At 69.0% G+C, this 25,618-nt stretch carries 24 protein-coding genes and 2 tRNA genes; 18 read left to right on the top strand and 8 right to left on the bottom strand.

Features of this window, described 5'->3' with window-relative positions:
* Positions 1–33: 33 nt before the first annotated feature.
* The 11 genes from DEIGR_RS00785 (at position 34) to queC (ending at position 8,467) form a co-directional block, all read left to right on the top strand.
* Positions 34–2,460: a penicillin acylase family protein gene (locus DEIGR_RS00785; RefSeq protein WP_083523877.1), complete on the top strand. Its 2,427-nt coding sequence runs from the start codon at positions 34–36 to the stop codon at positions 2,458–2,460.
* Between the two features lie 12 nt (positions 2,461–2,472).
* Entirely contained in the window at positions 2,473–3,072 is a 600-nt protein-coding gene (locus DEIGR_RS00780; RefSeq protein ID WP_058974432.1) for a hypothetical protein, read from the top strand.
* Positions 3,073–3,076: 4 nt separating this feature from the next.
* The gene (locus DEIGR_RS00775; RefSeq protein ID WP_058974429.1) at positions 3,077–3,838 is read left to right on the top strand and encodes a metallophosphoesterase; all 762 of its coding nucleotides are present in this window, start codon (positions 3,077–3,079) and stop codon (positions 3,836–3,838) included.
* An 84-nt stretch (positions 3,839–3,922) separates the two neighbouring features.
* Positions 3,923–3,998, top strand: a tRNA-Asp gene (locus tag DEIGR_RS00770).
* A gap of 5 nt (positions 3,999–4,003) precedes the next feature.
* Positions 4,004–4,079 (top strand) — tRNA-Phe (locus tag DEIGR_RS00765).
* A 174-nt stretch (positions 4,080–4,253) separates the two neighbouring features.
* Positions 4,254–5,336: a hypothetical protein gene (locus DEIGR_RS20150; protein ID WP_153013575.1), complete on the top strand. Its 1,083-nt coding sequence runs from the start codon at positions 4,254–4,256 to the stop codon at positions 5,334–5,336.
* Between the two features lie 135 nt (positions 5,337–5,471).
* Entirely contained in the window at positions 5,472–5,903 is a 432-nt protein-coding gene (locus DEIGR_RS00760) for a DUF6508 domain-containing protein (RefSeq protein WP_058978461.1), read from the top strand.
* A gap of 183 nt (positions 5,904–6,086) precedes the next feature.
* A complete protein-coding gene (gene queF, locus DEIGR_RS00755; RefSeq protein ID WP_058974427.1) occupies positions 6,087–6,554 on the top strand; it encodes a preQ(1) synthase in 468 nt (155 codons plus the stop codon).
* Positions 6,555–6,558: 4 nt separating this feature from the next.
* Positions 6,559–6,969, top strand: a complete 411-nt coding sequence (locus tag DEIGR_RS00750; protein WP_058974426.1) for a 6-pyruvoyl trahydropterin synthase family protein — start codon at positions 6,559–6,561, stop codon at positions 6,967–6,969.
* A 4-nt stretch (positions 6,970–6,973) separates the two neighbouring features.
* Positions 6,974–7,666 carry a 7-carboxy-7-deazaguanine synthase QueE gene (locus tag DEIGR_RS00745; protein ID WP_058974425.1) on the top strand — a complete coding sequence of 231 codons (693 nt, stop codon included), beginning with the start codon at positions 6,974–6,976 and terminating at the stop codon, positions 7,664–7,666.
* A 108-nt stretch (positions 7,667–7,774) separates the two neighbouring features.
* On the top strand, positions 7,775–8,467 hold the full coding sequence (gene queC / locus DEIGR_RS00740) for a 7-cyano-7-deazaguanine synthase QueC (RefSeq protein WP_083523876.1): 693 nt from the start codon (positions 7,775–7,777) through the stop codon (positions 8,465–8,467).
* Between the two features lie 66 nt (positions 8,468–8,533).
* Here queC and tkt read toward each other — a convergent pair whose 3' ends face one another.
* Positions 8,534–10,501, bottom strand: a complete 1,968-nt coding sequence (gene tkt / locus DEIGR_RS00735; protein WP_058974421.1) for a transketolase — start codon at positions 10,499–10,501, stop codon at positions 8,534–8,536.
* A 362-nt stretch (positions 10,502–10,863) separates the two neighbouring features.
* Between tkt and DEIGR_RS00730 the strand changes: the two genes are divergently transcribed.
* On the top strand, positions 10,864–11,790 hold the full coding sequence (locus DEIGR_RS00730) for a GNAT family N-acetyltransferase (protein ID WP_058978460.1): 927 nt from the start codon (positions 10,864–10,866) through the stop codon (positions 11,788–11,790).
* Between the two features lie 22 nt (positions 11,791–11,812).
* Here the strand turns inward: DEIGR_RS00730 and DEIGR_RS00725 are convergent, their stop codons facing one another.
* Both DEIGR_RS00725 and DEIGR_RS00720 read right to left on the bottom strand, forming a co-directional pair.
* Entirely contained in the window at positions 11,813–12,985 is a 1,173-nt protein-coding gene (locus DEIGR_RS00725) for a YbfB/YjiJ family MFS transporter (RefSeq protein ID WP_236704614.1), read from the bottom strand.
* 146 nt (positions 12,986–13,131) lie between these two features.
* Entirely contained in the window at positions 13,132–14,556 is a 1,425-nt protein-coding gene (locus DEIGR_RS00720) for a tetratricopeptide repeat protein (RefSeq protein WP_058974419.1), read from the bottom strand.
* A 94-nt stretch (positions 14,557–14,650) separates the two neighbouring features.
* On the opposite strand from DEIGR_RS00720, the gene DEIGR_RS00715 reads away from it, so the two are divergent.
* Entirely contained in the window at positions 14,651–15,157 is a 507-nt protein-coding gene (locus DEIGR_RS00715) for an ATP-dependent metallopeptidase FtsH/Yme1/Tma family protein (RefSeq protein ID WP_153013574.1), read from the top strand.
* Between the two features lie 120 nt (positions 15,158–15,277).
* Positions 15,278–17,143, top strand: coding sequence for an ATP-dependent zinc metalloprotease FtsH (gene ftsH / locus DEIGR_RS00710; RefSeq protein WP_058974416.1), 1,866 nt, complete (start codon positions 15,278–15,280; stop codon positions 17,141–17,143).
* Positions 17,144–17,435: 292 nt separating this feature from the next.
* Here ftsH and DEIGR_RS00705 read toward each other — a convergent pair whose 3' ends face one another.
* From DEIGR_RS00705 to DEIGR_RS00695, 3 genes are read right to left on the bottom strand one after another with little or no spacing between them, the layout of a single operon-like run.
* Positions 17,436–18,125 carry an SHOCT-like domain-containing protein gene (locus DEIGR_RS00705; RefSeq protein WP_058974414.1) on the bottom strand — a complete coding sequence of 230 codons (690 nt, stop codon included), beginning with the start codon at positions 18,123–18,125 and terminating at the stop codon, positions 17,436–17,438.
* Positions 18,122–18,313, bottom strand: coding sequence for a hypothetical protein (locus DEIGR_RS00700; protein ID WP_058974411.1), 192 nt, complete (start codon positions 18,311–18,313; stop codon positions 18,122–18,124). Before DEIGR_RS00700 ends, DEIGR_RS00705 begins: the two co-directional genes overlap by 4 nt.
* Complete coding sequence (locus DEIGR_RS00695; protein ID WP_058974410.1) at positions 18,310–19,185, bottom strand: DUF4097 family beta strand repeat-containing protein; 876 nt, start codon at positions 19,183–19,185, stop codon at positions 18,310–18,312. The genes DEIGR_RS00700 and DEIGR_RS00695 overlap by 4 nt, the downstream gene beginning before the upstream one ends.
* Before the next feature lie 248 nt (positions 19,186–19,433).
* On the opposite strand from DEIGR_RS00695, the gene DEIGR_RS00690 reads away from it, so the two are divergent.
* From DEIGR_RS00690 to DEIGR_RS00675, 4 genes are all read left to right on the top strand, one after another.
* Positions 19,434–20,822, top strand: a complete 1,389-nt coding sequence (locus DEIGR_RS00690; protein WP_058974408.1) for an RNB domain-containing ribonuclease — start codon at positions 19,434–19,436, stop codon at positions 20,820–20,822.
* Positions 20,823–20,986: 164 nt separating this feature from the next.
* Positions 20,987–21,256: a hypothetical protein gene (locus DEIGR_RS00685; RefSeq protein ID WP_058974407.1), complete on the top strand. Its 270-nt coding sequence runs from the start codon at positions 20,987–20,989 to the stop codon at positions 21,254–21,256.
* A 248-nt stretch (positions 21,257–21,504) separates the two neighbouring features.
* Positions 21,505–21,858 (top strand): hypothetical protein, encoded by a 354-nt coding sequence (locus tag DEIGR_RS00680; RefSeq protein ID WP_058974405.1) that lies wholly within the window; start codon positions 21,505–21,507, stop codon positions 21,856–21,858.
* A gap of 137 nt (positions 21,859–21,995) precedes the next feature.
* Entirely contained in the window at positions 21,996–23,771 is a 1,776-nt protein-coding gene (locus DEIGR_RS00675; RefSeq protein WP_058974403.1) for a WD40 repeat domain-containing protein, read from the top strand.
* Between the two features lie 164 nt (positions 23,772–23,935).
* Here the strand turns inward: DEIGR_RS00675 and DEIGR_RS00670 are convergent, their stop codons facing one another.
* The gene (locus DEIGR_RS00670; RefSeq protein ID WP_083523875.1) at positions 23,936–24,448 is read right to left on the bottom strand and encodes a hypothetical protein; all 513 of its coding nucleotides are present in this window, start codon (positions 24,446–24,448) and stop codon (positions 23,936–23,938) included.
* A complete protein-coding gene (locus DEIGR_RS00665; RefSeq protein WP_058974401.1) occupies positions 24,445–25,617 on the bottom strand; it encodes a DUF1501 domain-containing protein in 1,173 nt (390 codons plus the stop codon). The genes DEIGR_RS00670 and DEIGR_RS00665 overlap by 4 nt, the downstream gene beginning before the upstream one ends.
* Between the last annotated feature and the right edge of the window lies 1 nt (position 25,618).

Raw genomic sequence — 25,618 nt, 5'->3', positions numbered from 1 at the left:
CCCGGCGGCGTGGGGCTATGCTGCGCGGGTCACATGAACACGAAAACGGTGGGGCCGCTGCGGCGGAAGGGATCGTGGGGTCGCCGCGTGGCGACCGGCGCGCTGGGGACGCTGCTGCTGCTGGGCGCGGCCGGGGGCGGGGTCTATGCGTGGCTGCGCGCAACCAGCGAGCCGCAGCGCGCGGGCAACGCGGATCTGGCCGGGCTGGGCGGGACGGTGCAGGTCACGCGCGACGCGTGGGGCGTGCCGCACATCCGCGCGCAGACGGACGAGGACGCGGTGTTCGCGCTGGGCTTCGTGCACTGGCAGGACCGCGCGTGGCAGATGGACTTCCAGCGCCGCGTGGCTCAGGGCCGGCTCTCGGAGGTGCTGGGCGAGGCCGCGCTGCCGCAGGACAGGTTCCTGCGCACCTGGGGCTTCCAGCGGGCCGCGCAGAGTGCCCTCCCCGCCCTGGACGCGCGGTCACGCCGCCTGATCGCGGCGTACACGGCGGGCGTGAACGCCGCGCAGGGGCGCGGGAAGACGGCGCTGGAATTCCGGATCCTGGGGTACACGCCGGACCCCTGGCAGGACGTGGACACGGTGTCCTGGAGCAAGCTGATGGCCTTCGACCTGGGCGGCAACTACGACGACGAGGTGCTGAACGCGCACGTCACGCGGCGACTGGGCGCGGGCGGCCTAGATCAGGTCACCGCGCCGTACCCGGCGGGCGGCCCGACGATCCTCAGCGCGGACGAGGTGGGCGCCGAGAACGCCGCGCCGCAGACGGGCGCCACCTCCGCTGCGCCCAGCCTGCCGGAGACACCCGGTCTGCCGGAGGCGACGGTCGCGGCGCTGCGGGCGCACCTGCGGGCCGCCGAGGCGCTGGGCATGCAACAACTTCCCGGCAAGGGCAGCAACGACTGGGTGATCGCCGGGTCGCGCACCACGACCGGCAAGCCCATCCTGGCGGACGACCCGCACCTCGCGCTCACGGCGCCGATGCTGTGGTACCTCGCGGACGTGCAGGGTAAGGACCTCAAGGCGATCGGGGCGAGCATCCCGGGCCTCCCGGCCATCGTGATCGGGCGCAACGAGCGGGTCGCGTGGGGCGTGACGAACATGAACCCCGACGTGCAGGACCTGTACGTGGAACCCGAGAGCGCCAAGCTCACCAGCCGCCAGGAGGTGATCAAGGTCAAGGGCCAGGAGAACGTGACGATCACCGTCCGCGAGAGCGCGCACGGCCCGGTCATCAGCGACAACGGGGGCGGCGGCCTGAACTTCGCGGACGCCGGGCCGCGCGTGGCGCTGAAGTGGACGGCGCTGCAACCGGGCGACACCACCATGGACGCCTTCCTGGGCCTGAACTACGCGCAGAACTGGGCGGACTTCACGCGGGCCCTGTCACGCTACGTGGGGCCCAGCCAGAACTTCGTGTACGCCGATGTGGACGGCAACACCGGGTACTACGCGCCGGGCCGCGTGCCCATCCGCGAGGGCTGGGACGGCAGCCTCCCGGTACCCGGCGACGGCAGCCGCGAGTGGCGCGGGTACGTTCCGTTCGAGGCGCTGCCGCACACCTTCAACCCGGCCGACGGGCTGGTCGTCACCGCGAACAACCGGGTCGTGCCCGACGGGTACCCGTACCTGCTGGGCAACACGCGCAACTGGGCCGAACCGTACCGCGCCCAGCGCATCACGGACCTGCTGACCGCCACCCCGAAACTGAGCGTGGCGGACGTGCAGCGCACCCAGCTGGACACCCGCAGCCTCGTGTGGGAGGACTTCCGGCCCATCCTGCTGGCCACGAAGCCCGGCAGTGACCGCGCCCGGCAGGCGCTGGGCACCCTGCAGGGCTGGGACGGCAGCATGACGACCGGCAGCGTGGGCGCCCTGCTGTTCGAGGCGTGGCTGATGCAGCTGCAGGAGATGGCCCGCGACGAACTGAACGACGCGACCGTCATGAACAGCCTGTCCGTCCTGAACCAGCTGCGCGCTGGCGGTGAACTGTGCGCGCGGGGCGGCCAGGGGGACTGCGCGGCCCTGCTGACCCGCACGCTGGACGCCGCCTTGGGTGACCTCCAGGCCCGCCTGGGGGACGACATGACCGGCTGGACGTACGGCAAGCTGCATCAGGTCGCCAGCACCCACCGCGCGTTCGGCAAGGTGGGCGCCCTGGCGTGGCTGTTCAACCACCACGCGCCCACCCCCGGCGGGACGAACACCGTGAACGTCGCCCGGCCCGAACACGGCACCTTCGCGCAGACGCACGGCCCCAGCTACCGCCAGATCGTGGACCTCAGCGACCCCAACCGCAGCGTGTACATCGGCAGCCTGGGGCAGGCGGGCAGTCCCCTGGCGCCCCACGCCACCGACCAGATGACCCGCTGGATCGGCGGGCAGTACCTCCCCATGAGCACGAAACCCGCCGACTGGGGAAACACGCAGACCCTCACCCTTCACCCGGCGGGCAAGTAGGTAGACTGCCGTATGGCCGAACCTCACCGCGTGCGCGACGCCCTGCGCGCCAGCATGACCGCCTGGGCCACCCTGACCGTCCGGGACGACCAGGCCCGCGTGACCCTCGCCCCCGACCTCGACGTGCTCGCCCCGCAACTCGACGCGATCGACCCCGGCTGGAGCCTCACCTGGGCGTGCGACCACCCGGCGCCGCCCATCGTCCGCGCCCGCCTGAGCGTCATGGGCGCCACCCGCGAGGGCCTCGCCACCGCGCACACCCTTCAGGACGCCAAACTGGCCGCGCTGGCCGACCTCGCCCGCGCGTACGGCGTCACGCCCACCAGCGACGCCGTCTGGGTCGAGTACGACCCGGACGACGGCGCGAACACCAGCGAGCTGGAAACCGACACGCCCACCCCACCCCCCGCCGCCGAACGCCCCCTGCCCCCGCAACCGCCCCGCGACCCGCAGATGGAAAAAGCCCGGCGGCACATCGAGGACCTGCTGGAGCAGCTGAAAGTCGCCGGGCGCGGCGGGGAAGCCGCCCGCATCCTCATGCGCGGCTACGGCGAGACGCTGGAAGAAAGCCGCGCCATCTACAAGGACCTCCACGCCCTCCTGAAAGGCTGACCCCATGCGTAAATTCCTCGCTTTCGGAGACGTCCACGCCGACTTCGACCTCCTGTGGACCGCGCTGCGCGCCGCCAGCTGCGCCACCCTGGACGGCCTGCCCACCCCGCCCGTGCAGGCCGGACTGTTCCAGGTCGTCCTGATCGGCGACCTCGTCCACCCCAAGAACGACCGCGACTACGCCCGCCTGACCGGCCTGCCCCGCTTCGACCACAAGAACCCGGACCACCTGTTCCTCGCCGCGCGCGAACAGATCCGCCACCTGGAACGACTCAAGGCGTACCAGGACGCCGCGCCGCACGCCGTGCACATCATCCTCGGGAACCACGACGACGCCGTCCTGAACACCAGCTACGTCCTGGGCACCAGCGGCGGCATGGTCCACGTGGAATTCGACCCGGACCACGGCGGCCTGATCCTCCCCGACCACCTCGCCGCGTGGATGCGCAGCTTCCCCCGCGAGATCCGCGTCGGCACCGTCCAGTTCGCGCACGTCTCCCCGCTGCCCGCCCACGCGCACTACGACGACCTGTTCTACGCCGACCACGCCCCCAAACGCTGGTTCCGCGAATCCCCCGAATACGTCCGCATGGCCGGACTCGACTACGGCGTGTACGGCCACACCCAGATCGACGGCGGCATCCACCTCGACGAGGACCACAACCTCGCCATGATCGACGCGCTGCACGCCCGCGAGTACCTCGAACTGCTGCTCGACCCCGGCCAGGAACACCCCGTGAAGAACGTCCGCGCCGTCCCCTTCTGACCCCACCCGCCCCCGCACGCATTGACAACCGTGAAACGCGCCGCTATCCTTAACCCCGCTGCTTTTGCAGCCCCTTCAAGGCACGGTCCGGTAGTGTAGCGGTTAGCATATCTGCCTGTCACGCAGAAGGTCGCGGGTTCAAATCCCGTCCGGACCGCCAAGGAAGGCTAGGTAGCTCAGCTGGTAGAGCAAACGACTGAAAATCGTTGGGTCGCCGGTTCAAGTCCGGCCCTGGCCACCACCAAAGGAAAAGCCCCGTCTAGTACGGGGCTTTTTCCATTTCCTAAAGCGGATATAGCGTCTGATTAGCCCCCGGCCATGCCGGATAACCCCCAGAGACTTGATACGATCAGTGGTTCGAACCGCAGTCACTATCGCTTGCCCGGTGCAATGGCCAGGGTATCATTAGACCGATATGAGCAATCCAGATTCAGAAGAAAATGGTTTGGAGTTAAAAGCGAGCAACGTCAACGGAAGCTCTGGTTTTGTAACCCTTCCTGTCAAAGCCGCTGATTTCAAGCAATTTATCAATAGTCTTTTAGGGACTCCGCAAGCCATCGTAAAGTATTATCCCGGCGGATTTATATGCAATTCTCAGTTATTGAACGATATATATCATCTTTTTGATCAGAGGATATCCATGCAGCAGCATGGGTCTTATCTTGCAAAGTTTTACGGAGTTCTAGGGTTTGACGATGATAGCAGCATAGAGTTCAACAATATAGATCAAATTACTACTTTCAATCATCTAGGCAATGAGATATGCACAAATTTAAATATAGTGATGCAATACATCATTTTAAATAGAGAGGGTAAGCCAGAGAAGCAGACCATATCTGTCACATTTAGTGCCCCCATAAAAATCAAAAAAGACGCCGATAACGCAAATGATGCCAGCAGCCCTTATTTTGTTGGCATTGAGCTGAGAATAGAATTCACCGATAGAACATGGGCATATGATATCGTTCACTTGTTTACAAGCTTCATCGAACCAAGGCTTAAGAAAATTCCACCAGTAGCAGCATTTAGCAATTCTGTTTTTCCGGAATTTGTCAGATCATTTTGGCTATTTGCTTTCTTAATCCCCCTATTCAAGCTAGCGGCGTCAACACGAAGTTTTTCCCCGAAAAATATAGACCCCGCCATCTTAGCAGATAATAGCCTGCTCGGCATAGCCAATAAGATGAATTACAGCCTACAGAGGAATTATCAGGCGGAGCTAGGCTTTCCCAACGTAAATAACTTTATGGCGTATATGATGTCAATCATGGTTTTGGCAATTGTCTCAATTGCGTTTCGCAAACGAATAGTAGAATTTGCTACCTACAAAAACTTTGGATATATCCTCCTTTCAAAATCTAGCGAAAATAATATGCTTCGACAGGAAGCAAGGAATTCTAAAGGTAAATTTTGGGTATTGAATTTTTTACTCTTGTCGCTAAGCCTAGGGGTATTAGGCAATCTAGCCACCGATCTATTGAAGCAATTCTTCAAATAGATTTCAAGGCTACGTCGCCATGACCAACTATCATCTGCGACTCCCAATACTGAAATCTGGGGATGCGCTGGAAATCTTTTGCCCTCACCGGTGGGGGTTTTCGTGCCCTCATGCGCGCGGGCCATGCTGGGCGTCATGCACCCACAGTTCACGCCTGAAGCCCTGCGTGCCGTCGCGGCGTTCCTGCCGATCATGGCGGACCCGGCGTTCCGCTTCACGGACGGCCAGCCGCCTGCCGTGGTCCTGCCGGGAGGCGGCGTGCAGATGCGCGGGTACGCGTACGACCCGCAGGTGGCGCGGCTGCTGCGCACGCTGGACGAGTTCGGGTGGGTGCATGGGGACGAGCGGTTCCAGTGGCCGCAGTGGGCGCAGACGCCCGAGGCGCGGGCCCTGCGGGACGACCCGGCGGTGCTGGCCCGCGCGACCCCGGTGCAATTGGCGCGGCTGTTGACGGTCTTCGCGCGGCAGGAGCGGTTCAGTGACGGCTCGCGCCTGGGCTTCTGGGAGTCCGGGCTGCTGCTGGGCATCCTGCGCCGCGCGGCGGCACTGGCGGAGGCGGCGGGCTGAACCTCTCCCCTGCCGGGGGCCTGCGCGCGTTTGTTCCGCGCCCCCTGGCGGTCATGCATGGACTTGTGGATAATGCGCGGTTGAGGTCGCGCCTGCGGGTGCGGACTCCCACAACCGGGTGACCTGTGCTGTCACCCCAGGCCCGCGCCGTTCAGGGTGCGGCCCTGCCGGGAGGAAAGACATATGACGAACGTGACTGCCGGGGCCGACTGCGGACCCCAGAACCCTGGTTTTGACCGCCGCTACGACGTGCAGGGCCTCGACGCCATCGATGTGGCCGTGCTGGGCACCTTCCCGCACGTGCGCGAGGACGACCCGGTGCGCTACCCGGGCGAGCCGATGCAGATCGAGATCGTGACGGACGAGTTCAGCCCGGTGTGCCCCTGGAGTGGCCTGCCGGACTTCGGCCGCCTGGAGATCCGGTACCTGCCGCGCGAGGCGTGCGTGGAACTCAAGAGCCTGAAGTACTACCTGACGAGCTACCGTTTCGTGGGCATCTACCACGAGCACGCGACGCGGCGGGTGCTGGCGGATCTGGTGAACCTGCTCAAGCCCCTGAGCATGGAGATCCGCTGCGATTACGGCATGCGTGGGGGTCTGAACACGATCTGCACCGTGAAGTACGTCGCGCCCGACCACCAGGGGGCGTAAGCGGATGCCGTGGAAACTGACGTCGGAGTTCACGTTCGATTCGGCGCACGTGATCACCGGCTACGACGGCCCCTGCGGGCGCCTGCACGGGCACACGTACCGCGTGCGCATGGAACTCACCAGTGACCGCCTGCGTCCCAGTGCGCACGTGAAGCGCGCCATCATGGTCGCGGACTTCAAGACCCTCAAATGGGCCAAGAAGGACGTCGACGCCGGCGGTCTGGATCACGCCTACCTGAACGACTTCCCGGAACTCGGGGACGACACGACCGCCGAGGTCGTCGCCGCGTACATCCACCGCAGGACCATGCAGCGGGTGCGCGCCGACCTGCCCGAGGGCGACGACGGCGCGGACCTGCGCCTGCACGTGACCCTGTGGGAAACCCCGGACAGCAGTTGCGAGTACTGGGAGTGAGGGCATGAAGTACCCGGTGTACGAGCGCTTCTACACCTGGCAGGGCGAGGGGGTTCACCTGGGCCGCGCGGCGTACTTCATCCGGCTGTACGGCTGCCCGCAGGCCTGCCCCTGGTGCGACAGCGCCGGAACCTGGCACCGCGACTACCGCCCCGACGGCGTGACCCTCATGGGGGCCGATGAACTGGCCGAGGTCGTGCGCGCCGAGAGTCCGGACGGCGCCGTCGTGGTGGTCACGGGGGGCGAACCGATCCTGTTCGACCTGAACCCCCTGACGGACGCCCTGCACGCCCTGGGCCGCCGGGTGCACATCGAGACGAGCGGCATCGCGCCCCTGCGCGGAGAACTGGACTGGGTGACGCTGTCCCCCAAACCCTTCGGGCAGCCCCCACTACCGGAGGTTGTGGCCCTCGCGGACGAGGTGAAGATCATCGTCCACGACCCGGGCGACATTCAGGCCGGGCTGGACACCCTGACCGGCCTGAGGGAGGACGCGGTGATCTGGCTGCACCCCGAGTGGAGCAAGGCCCGCGAACGGGACCTGAGCGTCCTGAACGCGATCACGCAGGCAGTCAAGGAGAACCCGCGCCTGCGGGCCGGGTACCAGATGCACAAGCTGTACCGCGCCGACGACCTCGATGCGCACAGCGACAAACGCCTGATTCCGCTGGGCGGGAACGCGGCACTCGGGTACTGACGGGGGTTGTGGGATGTAGGAACTGCAATCCATACCCGGCAGCGGGGTTCTGAAGCCCTCTCCCGTGGGGAGAGGGTGGGGTGAGGGGTTCTTTTTCGGAGGTGGAGTATGACGGAAGACATGAAGCGCGCGGTGGTGCTGCTGTCGGGCGGGCTGGATTCGAGCACGGTGCTGGGCATGGCGACCCGTGACGGGTATGCGTGCACGGCGCTGTCGTTCCGGTATGGGCAGCGGCACACGGTGGAACTGGAGCGGGCGGCGACGGTCGCGGCGCATTTCGGGGCCGCGCACCGGGTGATCGACATCAACATCGGGTCGTTCGGGGGGAGTGCCCTGACGGACGAGTCGATGGTGGTACCGACGGACGGGACGGAAGATGGGGTGATTCCGCCGACGTACGTGCCGGGACGGAACACGGTGTTCATCGCGGTGGGTCTGAGTCTGGCCGAGGCGATCGACGCGGAGCGGGTGTTCCTGGGGATCAACGCGGTGGATTACAGCGGGTATCCGGACTGCCGCCCGGAGTACCTCGCGGCGTACCAGACGCTGGCGGACCTGGCGACGAAGGCGGGCCTGGAGGGTCGCGGGGCGGTGCTGACGGCGCCGCTGGCGGAGATGACGAAGGCGGACATCGTGCGCGAGGCGCTGGCGGTGGGCGTGCCGATCGACGTGACCTGGAGCTGTTACCAGGGCGGTGAGGAGCCCTGCGGCGTGTGTGATTCGTGCCGCATCCGGGACAAGGCGCTGATCGAGGCGGGCCGCCCCGACCTCGCCACCACCTACGCCCAGGCCCAGCTGTAATCACAGCAGAAGGGGCGGGACGCCGGGGTTACCCCCACGCGTCCTGCCTCTCTCTTGCGAAATCCCTTAGAGGACGCTCTTGACGACCTTGCTGACGTTCTGGACGCTGAAGCCGAACTTCTCGAACAGGACGCTGGCGGGGGCGCTAGCCCCGAAGGTGTCCATGCCGATGACGGCGCCGTCGGTGCCGACCCACTCGTACCAGGGGCCCTTGGCGGCGGCCTCGATGGCGACGCGCTTGACGCCGGGGGTGAGGACGCTGTCGCGGTAGCTGCGGTCCTGGGTGCGGAAGACTTCCATGCAGGGCATGCTGACCACGCGCGCGGGGATGCCCTCGGCGGCCAGGGCCTCGGCGGAGTCCAGGGCGAGGCTGACCTCGCTGCCGGAGGCGATCAGGATGATCTGAGCGCCCTCGGCGTCGCGGACGACGTAGGCGCCCTTCTTCACGCCCGCGTGGTTGCGGGGCAGGATCGGGAGGTCCTGACGGGTCAGGGCCAGGGCGGTGGGGCCCTTGTCGTACTCGAGGGCCATCTGCCACGCGGCGGCCGTCTCGTTGGCATCGGCGGGGCGGATGACGTGGGCGCCGGGGACGGCGCGGAGCATGGCGATTTGCTCGATGGGCTGGTGGGTGGGGCCGTCCTCGCCCAGGCCGATGCTGTCGTGCGTGAGGACGTACGTGACGGGCTGCATCTGGATGGCGCTGAGGCGGAAGGCGGGCTTGAGGTAGTCCGCGAACACCAGGAACGTGCCGACCATGGGGTGCAGGCCGCCGTACAGGCTCAGGCCGTTCGCGGCGGCGGCCATCCCGAACTCGCGCACGCCGAACAGGACGTTGCGGCTGGCCATGCTGCCGCTCTGCATCTCGCCGCCGTCCTTGATGGTGGTCTTCGTGCTGCCCGAGAGGTCGGCGCTGCCGCCCATCAGGCCGGGGAGGACCTTGGCCAGGGCGTTGATGACCTCACCGCTGGCGTTGCGGGTGGCGACGCCCTTGCCGCCGACCTCGTAGCTGGGCAGCGCGTCGGCGAGGTTCGCGGGCAGTTCGCGCTTCAGCATCGCGTCGACTTCGGCGGCCAGTTCGGGGTGCGCGGCGCGGTAGCCGTCCATCAGGGCGTTCCAGTCGGCCTCGAATTTCGCGCCGCGTTCACGGGCGTCCATGTGGGCCTTGACTTCCTCGGGGACGGTGAAGGGCGGGTAGTCCCAGCCCAGCGCGGCCTTGGTCTCCGCCACACCCTCGGCGCCCAGGGGTTCGCCGTGGGCCTTGCTGGTGCCGGCGCGGGGGCTGGCGAAGCCGATCACGGTGCGCACCTGGATCAGGGTGGGGCGGTCGCTGGTCTGCGCTTCCTTCACGGCGGCGCGGATGGCGTCCAGGTCGTTGCCGTCGGCGACCTTCTGGACGTTCCAGCCATACGCGACGTAGCGGGCGGCGATGTCGTCGCTCTCGGCCTTGCTGGTGGGCGTGTCGAGCTGCACCTGGTTGTCGTCGTGCAGCCAGATCAGCTTGTTCAGGCGCAGGTGGCCGGCCAGTGCGGCGGCCTCGTGGTTCACGCCTTCCTGCAGGTCACCGTCGCCCAGGATGGCGTAGGTGTGGTTGTCGAAGATGGGGAACTCGGGGCGGTTGTAGCGCGCGGCGAGGTGCGCCTCGGCCATGGCCAGGCCGACGGTCATCGCGGCGCCCTGGCCGAGGGGGCCGGTGGTGGCGTCGAGGCCGGGGGTGTGGAAGAACTCGGGGTGGCCGGGGGTCTTGCTGCCCCACTGGCGGAAGTTCTTCAGTTCGTCCAGCGAGAGGTCGTACCCGGTGAGGTGCAGCAGGCTGTAGATCAGCATGCTGGCGTGCCCGGCGGACAGCACGAAGCGGTCACGGCCGGGCCATTCCGGGTGAACGGGGTTGAAGCGCAGGTAGTCCTGCCAGACGACGTACGCCATGGGCGCGGCGCCCAGGGGCGCGCCGGGGTGGCCGCTGTTGGCGGCCTGCACGCCGTCGATGCTCAGGGTGCGGATGGTGTTGACGCTCAGCTGTGGGATGTCGCTGGACATGCCGTTCATCCTACCCCGAGAAGAGTATGTGTACCGTGTACACTTTTTGGCGCTTTCTAGACGCTCGGGTGAAGCGCTCCCACGACCGGCGCGGGTCCGCAGGCCAGAAGAAGCGCTCCCGACGACGCGGGAGCGGGGATCGTGCTGATTCAGAGCCGTCCGTCCTGGCGAGCAGGCGCACCAACGGCGCCTCCATTCCGGTACAGACAGAATACGCCAGAGACAGAATAGATGCAAGCCCTTCCGTGAATATCCACTGAGTCAACATGCACCGGGCCTTGAGTCCGCCTTCATCCCAGGTAAGCCAGATGGCGTACCTGCCCGATTCGCGCCGCGCCCACACGGCAGCGCACAGTGAACGCATGACCCACGCGCCCCACCGCACCGACCACCTGCCCACCCTCCGCCCGTTCCGCGCCGCCGATGCCTCAGCGGTCGCCCGCCTCGTGACGGAGGGCGTGCGCGGCCACTGGACCTACGCGCCAGAACACTTCCGGGAGGCGCAGCCCGGCACCCGCCCCACCCGCCTCGTCGCCGAGCAGGGCGGCGTGGTGGTCGCCACCGCGCGCCTCGCACCGTTCGGCGAGGGCGTGCCGGACGCGCTGCGACTGGACGTCGCCGGGGACGCCGCCACCTTCACACCGTTGCTCCTGGCGCAGCTGGCCGAGGCGCCGGGCGGGTTCCGGCGCGTGCTGGGCGTCACCCGCGAGGACTTCACCGAGGTGATGACCTTCTTCCACGCGGCGGGCTTCCGGAACGCGTGGCAGTCCTGGGGCGCACACCTCGACCTGACCACCTTCGACCCCACCCCCTTCGAGCCGGTGCAGGAGCGGCTGTTCCTGGCCGGGTACGAACCCGAACGCCTCGACCCCGACGCGCCGGACGCCGACTGGGACACCCTCTATGCCCTGCACCGGACCGGCGTACGCGACCAGCCGCGCAATCCCACCACCACGCCCGATCCCCTCACACGGGACGGCCTGCGCGACGTCATCCGGCGGGAGGAGGCCGCGTTCGTCACGCGCTGGCGCGGGCAGATCGTCGCCCTGACCCGCCTCACCCCACGCGGCAAGGAAGTGGACAGCGAGGGCAGCGTCACGCACCCCGACCACCGCCGCCGGGGCGTCATGACCGCCCTGAAAGCCCACGCGCTCACCTGGGCGCAGGGGGCGGGGCACACGCACGCCGGGACGGGCGGCACCGTCCTGAACCTCCCCATGCTGCGCGTGAACACCCGCCTGGGCTACCGCGTGGAACGCATGTGGATCACCTGGGAGAAGGAGTTGTAAGGACGGGTTCCGGGCGGGCTGTTCAGGTCGTCCGTCCTCTCCCCTGCCCCCACGCGAGGGCCGCGCCGAGCAGCAGCACGACCGCGCTGACGCCCAGGCCCAGGCGCAGGCCGCCCGCGCGGTCGGCGAGCAGGCCGGTCAGGAGCGGCCCGGCGACCTGCCCGGCGGCGAACAGGACCGTGAACGCCGCGATGCCGCGCGCCCAGGCGTGCTCGGGCAGGGTGCGACGGGTGATCAGGGTCGTGAACGCCACGACCGCCAGGAAACTGCCGCCGAACAGCGCGCCGGACAGCAGCAGCGCGGGGGGAGTGATGCCCAGCAGGGGCAGGGCGGCCCCGGCGGCCAGGGTGAGCATCTGCGCGGTCATGGCGCGCGCGCCGCGCAGGCGGGCGGTGACGGGCGCCCACACGAAGGGGTGCAGGACGACGCTGAGGCCCAGCAGCGCCCAGAACGGCGTGATCCATGCCTGCGCGCCCGCGCCTTTCAGGAACGCCACGATGAACGTCATGTACGCGATGTACCCGATGCCGAAGCAGGTGTACGCGGCGAGCGTCCAGGCCAGCGGCCGCAGCGACACGGCAGGCGTGCGGGCGGGGGCACTGGCCGCCTGGGTGGGCAGGCGTCGCAGCGCGGGGGCGCTCAGCGGGATGCACGCCAGCGCCGCCAGACCCAGCGCCAGCCATGCGCCGCGCCACCCGTGCGCCAGCAGCGGCGGCAGCAGCGCGGCCGACAGCAGCATCCCGATCCCGGCCCCGCCGTAGAACACGCCCAGCAGCAGCGGGCTGCGCTCCGGGTGCGCGCGCGTGGCGAGCGCCGCCAGCCCGCCACCACTGACGAACACCAGCGCGCCCCCCACCCCGGACAGGAAGCGCAGGGTCAGCAGCGGTACGCTCAGGCCGGTCACGGCGCAGGCCAGCAGCGTCAGCGCCGTCAGGAGCATCGCGCCCGCGAACACACGCCCCAGCCCGGCGCGGCGGATCAGGGGCGCGGCGATCAGCGCGCCCAGCAGGTACCCCAGGGCGTTCGCGGCGTTCATCGCGCCGGACAGCGTGAAACTCCAGCCCAGGTCATCGCGCATGGTCGGCAGCAGCAGCGCGTACGCGAACCGCGCGAAGCCCAGCGCGACCGCGCCCCCCAGCGACAGCCGCAGCATGTCCAGGAGCGCCCCCCGCAGACCGGGCTCGGCGCGGGTCACGGGGCGCACGGCGTCCGGTTCCCTGGGCGTCCGGCACCGCACCGGCCCCCCAGTCCATCTCCCGCCGCGCGCCTCTGCTGCATCTCGCTCTGTTTCACAGCTTAATAAGTCCGCTCGGGTGGCCTCGGGCCAGGCCACCGCAGTACTTAGTTCAGCATGCGGCCGCCGGTGCCGCCCTGCTGGGACAGGAGCGCCTCGGCCTTGCGCAGGTGCTCCTGCAGGGTCACGTGCCAGTCGTCGCTGTCGGGCGTGTGCGCCAGCGCCTGCTGAGCGTGCGCGTACGCGGCGGCCGGATCGGGAAAGCCCTGCTGGGCCATGACGTCGGCGGCCATCTGGTGCGCGGTGACCCAGTCGCGGCTCTCGGGCGCGGCCTCGCGCAGGACGCGGTCGTAGTGTTCGAGCGCCTCGTCCAGCTGGAAGTAGTCCAGCGCGACGCTGCCCAGCACGAGACTGGCGGGGATCACGGCCCCCTGCGCGAGGGCCTGCTCGGCCTCCAGCTGCGCTTCCTGCAGGCGGCCCAGGCGGTAGTCGCACTCGGCGATGTCGGCCAGGACCTCCGGCTGGTAGGGGTACTCGGGGTCGGCCAGCACGGCCTCCAGTTTCTCGCGGGCGTCCACGGGGCGGTCCAGATCAAGCAGTGCGACGCCCAGTTCGTGGTTCGCGTAGGGCCGGTCGGCGTCCGTGGCGAGCTTCAGGGCGTCCTCGAAGGCGTTCAGGGCGTCCTGCTGGCGGCCCAGGTGGGTCAGGACCTGCCCGCGCACCAGGGCCACGCCGTAGCTGGGGTCGCCGTGCTGCGCTTCCAGGCGGGCGGCCTCGCGGATCATGTCGTGCGCGGCGTCCGGCTGGCCCAGGTTCAGCAGCGCCTGCGCGCGCAGGTAGTGCCACGTGGCGAGGTTCAACCCGGCGTCCTCCGCGTCGTGCGGGCCGGGGCGCGTGGGGTACAGCAGGCGCGCCTGATCCAGGGTGTGTTTCGCGGCCTCGGGCTGCCCCAGTTGCAGTTGCAGCGCCGCCTGCTCCTGGAGCATCACGGCGCGGTTCAGGCCCTGCGCGAGGTGCGCGGCCTCGCCGTACAGGTTCGCGGCGTCGGCGGTCTGCCCCAGGCCCTCGTTCGCCTCGGCCTCCCAGGAGCGCAGGCGCCAGCGCAGGTGCACGGGCAGGTCGGACGCCGGGAGGTGGATGTCCAGCGCCGCCTGACCCTCGTCCATCAGAACCAGGGCGCACAGCGCGTGGAAGCGGGCCAGCGGATCGGCGGCCTCGCGGACGGCCGCGCTGGGCGGGGCGGCGTCGGGGCCGCGGGTGCGGGCGTCGAGTTCCGCCATGAGCGCCTGGTACAGCGGGTCCTCGCGCAGGCTGGGGTCGATGGTGCGGGCCTCGCGCAGCGCGGCGCCCAGGTCGGTGGTGGCGGCGTCGCCGTACAGGGCGTGCAGGCTGCCGAGCAGGAGGGTCAGGCGGGCGCGTTCGGGGCGGTGGGCTTCGCGCATGGCGGCGTCCAGCACGCCGAAGGCCTGCTCGTAGTCGCCGCCGGCGAGCGCCTCGCACACTTGCTGCCAGGTGGTGGCCACGTCAATCATTCCCCGTCAGGATACGGCACGCGCGCCCACGGGGGCGGACTGCCTGCACCTTTTGTCGCTTGCATGCCGCGCGGGCATGGGGTGTCATGGAGGGATGACAGGGCGTGGTGGGCGGAGGGTGGGGGCGCTGGGCGTCCCGGCACTGGGAGTTCTGGGACTGGTGCTGCTGGCGGCGTTGGGCGTGTGGGGCCTGACGTGGTGGTCGGGCGCGCGGGTGCAGGTGGTACCGTTGGCGGAGTTCCGGTCGCTGCTGGAGGCCGGGCAGGTGGCGCGGGTGGTGGTGCGGGGCGAGACGGCGACCGTGACGTTGAAACAGGGCATGCCCGTGCAGGTCCTGACGCCGGGCGGCCCGTCCACGCGGGACGTGCGGGAGGTGCGGGTGCGCGTGACGCGTGAGCTGGCCACGCCCGATGCCAGCCTGATTTCCCTCATTCAGCAGCAGCGCGTGGACCTGCGCGTCGAGCAGCCCAGCCAGTGGCCGGGCATCCTGCTGAACGTCCTGCCGGTGCTGCTGCTGGTGGGCTGGACGGGCGCGGTGGCGGCGCTGTTGGTGTGGCTGGGGTGGTGGGCGGCGCGGCGCGTGAAGGTTGCCAATCCCTAAAGCACAGGTGTGAGGTGGGACAATTTCATACACCTTGAGTCTGGTAGACTCAACTTCAGCGGGGGCTCGCCCTCCACCTCGCCCCATTCACCCTCTTCTCTCCCTCCGGAGGACCTGTTCTTGAAACGGCTCAATCCCTGGCTGATCGTCCTGTTCGTCCTGGCCCTGTTCCTGATGTTCTCGCAGGCTCCCCTGAGCGGGCGTTCCAGCGTGAACTACACCCAATTCAAGTCCCTGCTGGAAGGCGGGCAGGTCGAGCGCGTCATCGTCCGCGAGAACAACGCGAACGTGACCCTCAAGCAGCCCACCTCCGTCGAGGTGAACACCGCCAGCGGCCCGCAGAAGCGTGACATCAAGGACTTCAGCGTGCGCCTGCCCAGCAGCCAGGCGACGCCCGACACCAGCCTGATCACCCAGATGCAGCAGCAGGGCGTGGACCTGCGCTTCGAGCAGCCCAGCCAGTGGCTGGGGATCCTGCTGAACTTCCTGCCGATCATCCTGCTGTTCGGCATGATGTACTTCTTCTTCATGCGCGCCCAGGGCGGCCAGAGCGGCGTCATGCAGTTCGGGCAGAGCAAGGCCAAGAAGTACGGCAAGGAAAACCGCGTGCCCACCAAGTTCACCGACGTCGCCGGGCACGAGGAAGCCAAGCGGGAACTCGTGGAGGTCGTGGACTTCCTGAAGAACCCCGGCAAGTACCACCAGATCGGCGCGGAAATCCCCAAGGGCGTGCTGCTCGTCGGCCCTCCCGGAACGGGGAAGACCCTGCTGGCCCGCGCGATCGCCGGTGAAGCCGACGTGCCCTTCTTCAGCGTCAGCGCCTCCGAGTTCATGGAGATGTTCGTCGGGGTCGGCGCCAGCCGCGTCCGCACGCTGTTCGAGGACGCCCGCAAGAGCGCGCCCGCCATCATGTTCATCGACGAGATCGACTCCATCGGCCGCAAGCGTGGCGCGGGCATCGGCGGCGGTCACGATGAGCGCGAGCAGACCCTCAACCAGATCCTGTCGGAAATGGACGGCTTCGACAAGAGCAGCAGCGTCATCGTGCTGGGCGCCACCAACCGCCCCGACGTGCTCGACCCGGCCCTGCTGCGCCCCGGCCGCTTCGACCGTCAGGTCACCATCGACCTGCCGAACCTCAAGGAACGCGAGGCCATCCTGAAGGTGCACCTGCGCAACAAGCCCATGGCCACCGGCGTGGACGTCCCCGAGATCGCCAAGAGCACGCCGTACTTCAGCGGCGCCGACCTGAAGAACGTCACCAACGAGGCCGCGCTGGAAGCCGCCCGCGTCGGCAAGACCCAGATCGACATGAGCGACTTCTACCGCGCGCTCGACAAGATCACCCTGGGCCTGGAGAACGGCAGCCTGACGATCAGCGACCAGGAGAAGAAGGCCATCGCCTACCACGAGGCCGGACATGCCGTCACCGCCGCCGTCATCCCCGGCAGCGACAAGCTCCAGAAGGTCAGCATCATCCCGCGCGGCCGCGCACTGGGCGCCGCGTTCTACCTGCCCGAAGAGCAGGTCCTGATGAGCAAGGAACGCCTGGAGAACCAGCTGATCGTCGCGCTGGGCGGCCGCGCCGCCGAGGAAGTCTTCATGGGCAGCGTCACCAGCGGCGCCGCGGACGACTTCCGCAAGGCCACGAACATCGCCCGCAAGATGGTCCTCGAATGGGGCATGGGCGACAACTTCAAGAACATGGCCCTCACCACCGATTCGGGCCCGGTGTTCCTGGGTGAGGACATGGCGAAACCCAAGGCGTTCAGCGAGCACACCAGCCAGCTGGTCGACGAGGACGTCAAGCGCATCCTGACCCGCGCGTTCGAACGCGCCCGTGAACTCGTCACCGAGTACCAGCAGGCCATGCACGAGGTCGCCGACGCCCTGCTGACGCAGGAACTCATCACCGGGGACGTCGTGCGCGAAGCGGTCGCCCGCGTGGGCGGACAGACCCAGCCCATGCCGCAGACGACCGCCTGAACCCACAGCCTCACGCCACGAACCGCCCCCAGACCATCGGGGGCGGTTTTTCATGGCCTGGACAGAGCTTGCGGCAGCGGTCGCCCGACGACCTGAATCTGTGGAGGTGCAGTGCGCGGGACGCTCACGCCCTCTCCCGATGCGACAGAGTGAGCGGGAAGGCGAGGGGGACACCGGGGAATCTGCACGCTCGCGCCGGCACCTGAACTCCGTCGGGCCTCTCCCCCACCCTGTCCCGGCAGCAGGACGCCGCCCCCGCATGTTGACGGGGGCGGCGTGGGTTCGGCTGCGGTCACTGGAGGCTGATGTGCACTTCGTTGCCGTGCTGGTCCTGCGCGTCGATCAGCGGACCGGGGTAGGGACTGGCCTCGATCAGGAGGCGCAGGGCGTCCAGGGTGAATCCGGCGCTTTCCAGGGCCGAGCGGCCGTGGGGAGGGATCAGGCGGTCGAGGTGCGGGGCGAGGCTGACGGGGATGTTCGCGTTGTACTCGTCGCCGTGCTGGGTTTCCACCTTGATGCGCAGGATGCGGGGGCCGGGGGGCATGTGGGGCGGCATGCCCGGGTGGTGCATGTCGGGGTGATGGCCGTGCAGTTCGCGTTGCAGTTCGCGTTCGACCTGACCGGTGATGTTCTCGACCACGCTGTCAATTCCTCCGGTGATGTGGCTGATGAGGCCGTCGAGGCCGCGGGTGCGCTGGCCGCCGATGACGACCTGGGGTCGGCGGGGTGGCTGTGGGGGCTGGGGCGGCTGGGGTGGGGCGAAGCCGAATCCGGCGTCCCGGACGCCGCGCAGCAGCATGATGTGCTCGGCGACCTGCCCCGCGTCGAGTTCGGAGCGGCCCAGCAGCGCGGAGATGAATTCGCGGTCGCTTTCGGTCAGGGCGAGTTTGGGGCTCAGGGCGGCCAGGAGCGGTCCGGCGTCGTCCAGGGTGAGTTTCCCGGCGCGGATCAGGTCGAGGATGCGGCGGATCTTCTCTTTCATGGCCGTTCTCCGAGCAGGGCGCGCTGCATGCGGGCGCGGTGCGCCTCGGCGTCCAGGGTGCGGCGCAGCTGCGTGCAGGCGTGGGCCTGGGCGGCGTCGGGGGTCAGGAGGCGCGTCAGGTGGGTGCGCAGGCTGACGCGGAGTTCACGCAGGGTGGGCAGGTAGGGGGTGGGGTGCAGGGTGGTCATGCGGTCACGACCTTCAGGTTTCCGGCGGTGATCTGGCAGTGCAGGCGGGCGTCGCCGCCGCCGAGCTGGCCGGTGTGGTGGGTGTTCAGGAAGCCGCCGCTCTTGCCGGTGGGGAAGTCGGCCCTGAAGGAGCCGAGGGTGACGCGGGCGTCAATGTGGACGCTGCTGCCGGGCAGGAGGTGCAGTTTGACGTTCCCGGCGTTCACCTCGACGCGGTGGTCACCGCCGCTGAGCGTGCCGGTCCAGGTGAGGTTACCGCCGTTGACGCTGGCGTTCAGGGTGGCGGCGCCGGTCAGGGTGAGGTTCCCGCCGTTGACGGTGACGGTGCTGGGGCCGCTCATCTCGGCGGCCGTCAGGTTTCCGCCGTTCACGTCGGCGTGGAGGCTGTGGGCGCGGCCCGCGCGGACGTTCCCGCCGTTGACTTCGGCGCGCAGTTCTCCGGCGAGGTCGGGCAGCGTGAGGTTGCCGCCGCTGATCTCGGCGTGGGTGTGGCCGGGCGTGAAGGGCAGGGTCAGGATGGCCTTGAGGTTCGGGACGTGCCCCTGCTGGCCGGGGGTGCGGGCGACGCGCCAGCCCTGCGGGGTGTGGTCGAGGCTCAGGTGCCCGTCGAGGTTCGCCGCGAGGTGCGGGGCGCTCAGGGCGGCGTCGGTCAGGACGGTGAGGGTGTAGCCCCGGACGAGCAGGTGCAGGTCGCGGGTGGCGTCGCCGGGGTGGTCGCCCGGCGCCAGGGTGCTGGTCGGCTGGGTCTGGCTGGCGGGGGTGTCCTGGGTGTCGTCCAGGAGTCCCTGGGCTTCCTCGGGGGTGAGTTTGCCTTCGGCCACCAGACGCTGGACATGGGCGTGGAATTCGCTTGCGGGGTGCTGGTCATTCATGCTGCCCTCCTGAGCACCATAGAAACATCGATCTTCTAATCTGTCAAGTTAAGTTTTACAGATGATGAAGTTGGGCTTTCCGGCATCAGTCCGGGAACCAGAAAAACACCGGCCACCACAGCAACCTGCTACGCGCGGCTTCCCGAACACGCCGCCGCTACCCCGACAACCTTGATAGTCGGATCAACGAATAGCAAGTCCGGCTTTCCATCCCCACCCCAGGCCGCCTCCGCCCTATCCTCTGAGGCATGACCCTGCCCGACCTCACGCCCGCGCAGCGCACCGAGCTGGAACTGCTCGCCCGCGGCAAACAGGACAAGAGCCGCACCATGCGCGACCTGAAGCAACCCGAGACGCCCGAGGCCGCGCACGCCCTGCTGCTGCGCGCCGGCCTGTGGACCGACGCCCGCACGCCCTACGCCGACCGGCTGGGCGCCGCCCTGAATCCCGTGACGCTGGACGTGCCGCCCTTCGTGCCCGAACAGCGGCTGGACCTGACTCACCTGGACGTGTACGCCATCGACGACGAGGGCAACCGCGACCCGGACGACGCCGTGGGCATCGAGGCGCTGCCCGGCGGCCTGACCCGACTGTGGGTGCACGTGGCGGACGTGGCCGCGCTGGTCCCCGCCGACAGCCCGCTGGACCTGGAGGCCCGCGCGCGCGGCGCGACCCTGTACCTCCCCGACCGCACCATCGGCATGCTGCCCGACGCGCTGGTCGAGCAGGCGGGCCTGGGCCTGCACGACACCAGCCCCGCGCTGAGCATCAGCCTGGACCTGGACGAGGACGGCAACGCCGACGCCGTGGACGTGCAGCTGACCACCGTGCGCGTGCAGCGCCTGACGTACACGCAGGCGCAGGAGCGGCTGAACGCGGGCGCGGAGCCGTTCGTGACGCTGGCCCGACTGGCCGCCGCGAGCCGCGAACTGCGCGTACAGGAGGGCGCCCTGAGCATCGACCTGCCCGAGGTCCGCGTGAAGGCCGACGAGACGGGCGCGACCGTCACGCCCCTGCCCAAACCCGAGATGCGGGTGGTGGTGCAGGAATGCATGACGCTGGCCGGGTGGGGCGCCGCGATCTACGCGGACGACCACGCCATTGCCCTGCCGTTCGCCACGCAGGACCCGCCCCACCGCGAGGTGTGCGGCGACACGCTGGCCGCCCAGTGGGCGCGGCGGCGCACGCTGGCCCGCACCCGCTTCCAGCCCGCGCCGGGACCGCACGCGGGCATGGGCCTGGACCTGTACACGCAGGCGACCAGCCCCATGCGCCGCTACCTGGACCTGGTGGTGCACCAGCAGCTGCGCGCCCATCTGGCCGGGCAGGACGGTCTGAGCGGCAAGGAGGTCGCGGCGCGCGTGGCGCAGGCGCAGATGAACGCGGACGCCACCCGGCAGGCCGAACGCCTGAGCCGACGCCACCACACCCTGCGCTTCATCGCCGCGCAGCCCGAGCGGGAATGGGAGGCGGTCGTGGTGGACCGCCGGGGGCCGCAGGCGACGCTGCTCATCCCGGACCTGGCCTTCGACCTGCCCGTCAGCACGCCCGCCGCGCCGGGCACGACGCTGCGCGTGGCGCTGGGGGACGTGAACCTGCCGAACCTGACGCTGCGCGCGCGGGTGCTGACCACCTGAACGGCGGGGGACGCAGGGCACCTGCGCGTCCCCCGCGCATGCATAAAATCCCAGCCGCAAAATTAGCAAATAACGAAAAACAGCGTGACAGACGCACAATCTGCTTCCCGAAACCTGATTCATCTTTCATTCATCCACTGCCCGGCGTGACTACACTGCCAGTCATGTCCGCCGCGAGCACCCTCCCCTGCGACATCGTGTCCCTCCGCATGAGCCACTGCCGGGCCGAACACGCCGCGCGTGAAGCGCAGTACCACCTCGCCGTGCTGCACTACCGCACCTGCCTGGAAGCCGCCGAACGCCGCGAGGACTGCCGCGCCGTGGAATTCTTCGCGCTGAAACTCGCCGGGTGCTACGACCAGATGGGCCTGAAGGCCAAGGCCGCCAGCTTCCGCGCCCTGGCGGGCAGCGGCGACGCCCCCCTGCTCGGCTGATACAGACTCCGGTTGAAAGGTGTGCAACATCTTTCAACCCGAGCGGACGCGACTCGCAGAGCTGCGCAGCAGAGTAGGAGTAAAACGGGTTCCGGGCGTGGAGTTGGCAGGTCGGTGGTGTTGCGATCTGTCAACGAAACAGACGGAATCCGTTTGAGCCCCATGAACCGACCGCCGCGCCCCGGACCTCAAGGTCCACGGGGCGCGGCGGTCAGTTCCCCCTCAGCTTCACGCGGCACACTCGGCACATGACCACCCTGCCTCTGACCCTGCTGCGCCGCGCCCTGCTGCCCCTGGCCCTGCTCGGGGGCGCCCACGCCGCCACCCTCGACCTGAAAGTCGGCCAGACCGGCAGACTGGGGGACGCGACCGTCACGCTGCTGCGCACGCAGGACAGCCGCTGCCCCATGAACGCCCGCTGCATCCAGGCCGGGGATCTGATCACCAGCGTCCTGGTCCGCCAGGGCAGCCGCGTGCGCCTGCTGCGCCTGAAACTCTCGGACACGACCGCCCAGTCGGCCGGGCTGCACATCAGCGGCGCGACCGCCAGCATGGCCGGGCAGCGCCTGCCCCTGACCGTGACCTTCAGCGACAGCCATTGATCCGAGGGTGGCGCTGATCAGAGGGGAGGCGCGGAGTGACGGGGGCATGGACCAGCCCGCGTGAGCCATCCGGCCGGGTGGGCGCCTCCGCCTAAATGTGGATACCCTCACGGTCACTTTTCCATACAGTGGGTCACATGAGAACCCTGCTGCTGAGCGTCGCCCTGACCCTGGGAAGCGCGTCCGCCCTGACCCTCTCCAGACCCGCCGTGTACACCGTGCCGGGCGCGGACTCGCACCTCGCGGCGTTCCTGCCGGGCGGACAGGTGGCCGTGGACGCCGACAACGCCGTGATGATCCTCGACCAGAACCTGAAGACCGTCCGCGCGTGGTACGGCCTGCAGGGCGCCGTGCAGGCCCTGAGCGCCAGCCCGGACGGCACCCGCGTCGCCGCGCTGGGCCGGGACCGCTGGGTCGTGTGGGACGCCCGCACCGGCCAGGAGGTCCGCAGCGGCACCCCCGAGTACGACACCACCCTGGCCTTCGCCGCCGACGGCAGCCTGCTGATGCTGAACGACGGCACCCTGACCCGCATGGACCTGCAGAGCGGCCAGACGACCGACCTGCTCGGTGACGGCGAGGCGTACGACGTGCGCGTCAGCGCGGACGGCACCCTGGCCGCCGTCATCTACGAGGACCGCGTGGACCTCGTGGCGCTCGCCGACGCGCAGGCCGTCGCCAGCAGCGCGATCAGCGACGAGTGGGACGGCCTGGAGGCCACCTTCAGCCCGGACGCTCAGGCCGCCGTGATCCGAACCGGGTCCGAGACGCTGATCCTGCGCGGCGGCGCCGAACCCACCGAGGTCGAGGGCGGTGAGGACCTCAGCCTGGAGGGCAGCGTGGTGTTCCTGAACGACGCGCAGTTCCTGTACGCCGAGTACGGCGAGGGGCAACTGTTCGACGCCCAGACCGGCGAGGCCGTCGGCGACGCGCTGGAACTCGACACCTTCGACACGCTGATCGGCGGCCCAGGCGGGCAGGTGCTCAGCCTGGGCGGCAGCGTGGGCCGCCTGACCCTGGACGCGCTGGACGCCCCGGCCCGCCCGCAGGTGAAACTGCCCAGCGGCAACACCTGGACCGGCGCGTTCATCGGCGGCGTGCCCCACGCGGGCCTGGGCGAGTTCATCAACCTGAAGACCGGCAAGGGCCTGAACGTCGGCAACCGCGACCGCCTGTACGCCGCCGAGACGCAGGGCGGACAGGTGTGGACCCTGAACGGCAGCGGCGCCGTGAACGTGTACCGCGCCGGGAAGATCGTGAAACTCCCCGCGCTGAGCAGCAAGGTGGACTTCGAGACGCTGCACACCTCCCCCGACGGACGCTACGCCGCCCTGAGCGGCTACGAGGGCCTGGCGCTGCTGGACGGGCAGACCGGCAAGATCGTCGCGCAGTTCACGGCGGCGCAACTGAAAGTCGAGGACATCCACGACGCGCTCCCCACCACCGACGGCAAGGCCGTGCTCGTCATCCCGCACGAGGGCAACCCCCTGCGCCTGGACGTGAAGACCGGCAAGACCCAGGCCGCCGTGAAACTGCCCGCCGACGCGTCCAGCGACGAACTCCAGCAGAGTCGCGGCGGGACGCTCGCCGTGGCGTACTCGGTGGACGACGCGCCGTTCGTGGCCCTCGTCAAACCCGGCGCGACCACCGCCTTCAAGACCCTGAAATTCACCGCGGACGTGCGCGCCCTGCGCTTCAGCCCCGACGGGAAACTCCTGGCCGTCCTGACGAACGACGCGAAGAACGCCCTGCACGTCTTCGACACCGCCAGCGGCACCCTGCTGGCCCGCGCCGGGCAGTTCAGCCTCCGCACGAACCTCCTGACGTGGTCCGACACCGGCACGCAACTGATGGTCGGCGCCGGACAGGTCGGCCAGCCCGGCAGCGTCAGCGTGTACGACGTCAAACGCTGACCCCCCCCCAGCAGAGGTCAGAGGCGCCCCCAGTCCAGCGGGGGCGCCTCTGCACATCACCAACGCGTCATGCCTGAGAATCCACGACCACCCGGCGCATAGGCTTGACCGCCCCTGCATACCACGCTATAGTTTTGGACATCACCGCCCGAGAGGCGGATTTTTTATTTTCCTGCCTTCTTCTTCGGCGGGGCGTACTGCTCGGCGCCTCCGGCTGCCGCGAACGCCGCGCGCAGCTCATCCAGCGGGGTGGCGGGGTGGCTGGCCGGGTCGCCGGGCAGGGTCTTCGCGTAGACCTCCAGCGCATCCGGGTAGCCGTCGCCGTCCGCGTCGGTATCGGCCTGCAGGAGGGTGTAGAGCGCCTGCGGGAAGGTCAGGTGCCGCCCCTCTTTCGCCTCGCGCGCGAAGGTGGCCTGGATGGCCTGCCCGAACGGGTTCCAGGACGCGCCGCCGTCTGCGTTCACGTGGCAGTACGTGCAGGGCATGACGCGGCGGTCCAGCTCCCACAGCTCGTTCCCTTCGGTCAGGTGCAGTTGCGGCGCGGCCTGGATGCGGTAGCGGGGCAGCGCCCCGGCGGGGCTGAGCAGCGGCGAGAGCAGCACGAGTGCCCCCAGCGTCAGCCCGACCACCCTCACACTGGCCCTGTGCACGTGGGCGCCGCGTGCGCGGGCGTTCACGCGATCCAGCGCGGTCCGGTGAAGGTGCCGCCCAGGATGCCGCGCGCGTCCAGGTTCAGCCAGCGGGTCAGCGCCTCGGCGTACACGCCCCGGAAGTCCTGCCTGTACTTGATGTCCCCTTCGGAGAGGTCTTCGAGGTCGGGGCTGCTGCCGTGCACGCCGCCCTTCACGCCCTGCCCGAACGCGAACATGACGCTGCCCTTGCCGTGGTCGGTGCCGGCGCTGCCGTTCTCCGCGACGCGCCGCCCGAACTCGGAGAAACCCATCACGATGACGTCCCTGGCGAGGCCCTGGCGTTCCAGGTCGGCCTGGAAGGCACTCAGGCCCCCCGCGAGGGTGCCCAGCAGGCCGTCCTGCTCGGCGCGCTGCCCGGCGTGCGTGTCGAAGCCGCCCAGCGACACGTAGATGACGCGCTGCCCCACCCCGGCGGCGATCAGGCGCGCGGCGTCGCGCAGCTGCGCGGCGAACTTCGTGTCGGGGTACGTGGCGCCCGCCTTGTACTTCCTGACGTTCTCCTGCACGCGGGCCGTGTTCTTCAGCATCTGGCGGGTGGCGCGGGTCAGGTACGCGGCCTCGCCGCTGCGCGGGGAGTTCAGCAGGGACTCGAACGGCGTGTTCATTCCTGCCGGGAGCTTCAGCTGGAAGTTGTCCACCGAGTCGATGCTGGGCAGGCTGAACTCGCTGGCCTGCAGCGCCTGCGGCGTGGCGGCCCCCAGGTTGCTGGCGCAGAACGGGTCGCCGATCTTCTCCGCGATCCGCCCGATCCAGCCGTCCCCCTGCGCCTGACTGGGGTCGGCGGTGTGCCAGATGGCCATGCTGGCGAAGTGACTGCGGTTCGGGTTGGGGTACCCGACGTTCTCCATCCAGGCGAGGTGCCCCTCGTCCCAGAGTTTCATCAGAGGTCGCAGCGCGGGGTGCATGCCCAGGTCGGGCGTGACGGTCAGCACGTCCTTTTTCGGGATGGCGATGGTGGGCCGCGCGGCGTAGTACGCGCCGTTGCTGTAGGGAATCAGGGTGTTCAGGCCGTCGTTCCCGCCGGTCAGCTGCACGACCACCAGGGTCTTCGTGCCGCCGGCCTGGGTGGCGGCGCGGGCCAGGAAGCCGGGCATGCCGCTCGTGGCGGCGACCGCCAGGGCGGACAGTTTCAGGAAATCACGTCGGTTGGTCACG

It is taken from the genome of Deinococcus grandis, assembly GCF_001485435.1.
GTDB lineage: Bacteria > Deinococcota > Deinococci > Deinococcales > Deinococcaceae > Deinococcus > Deinococcus grandis.
Note: the sequence above shows the minus strand (reverse complement) of the source record. Positions and strands in the feature narration are given on the sequence as shown.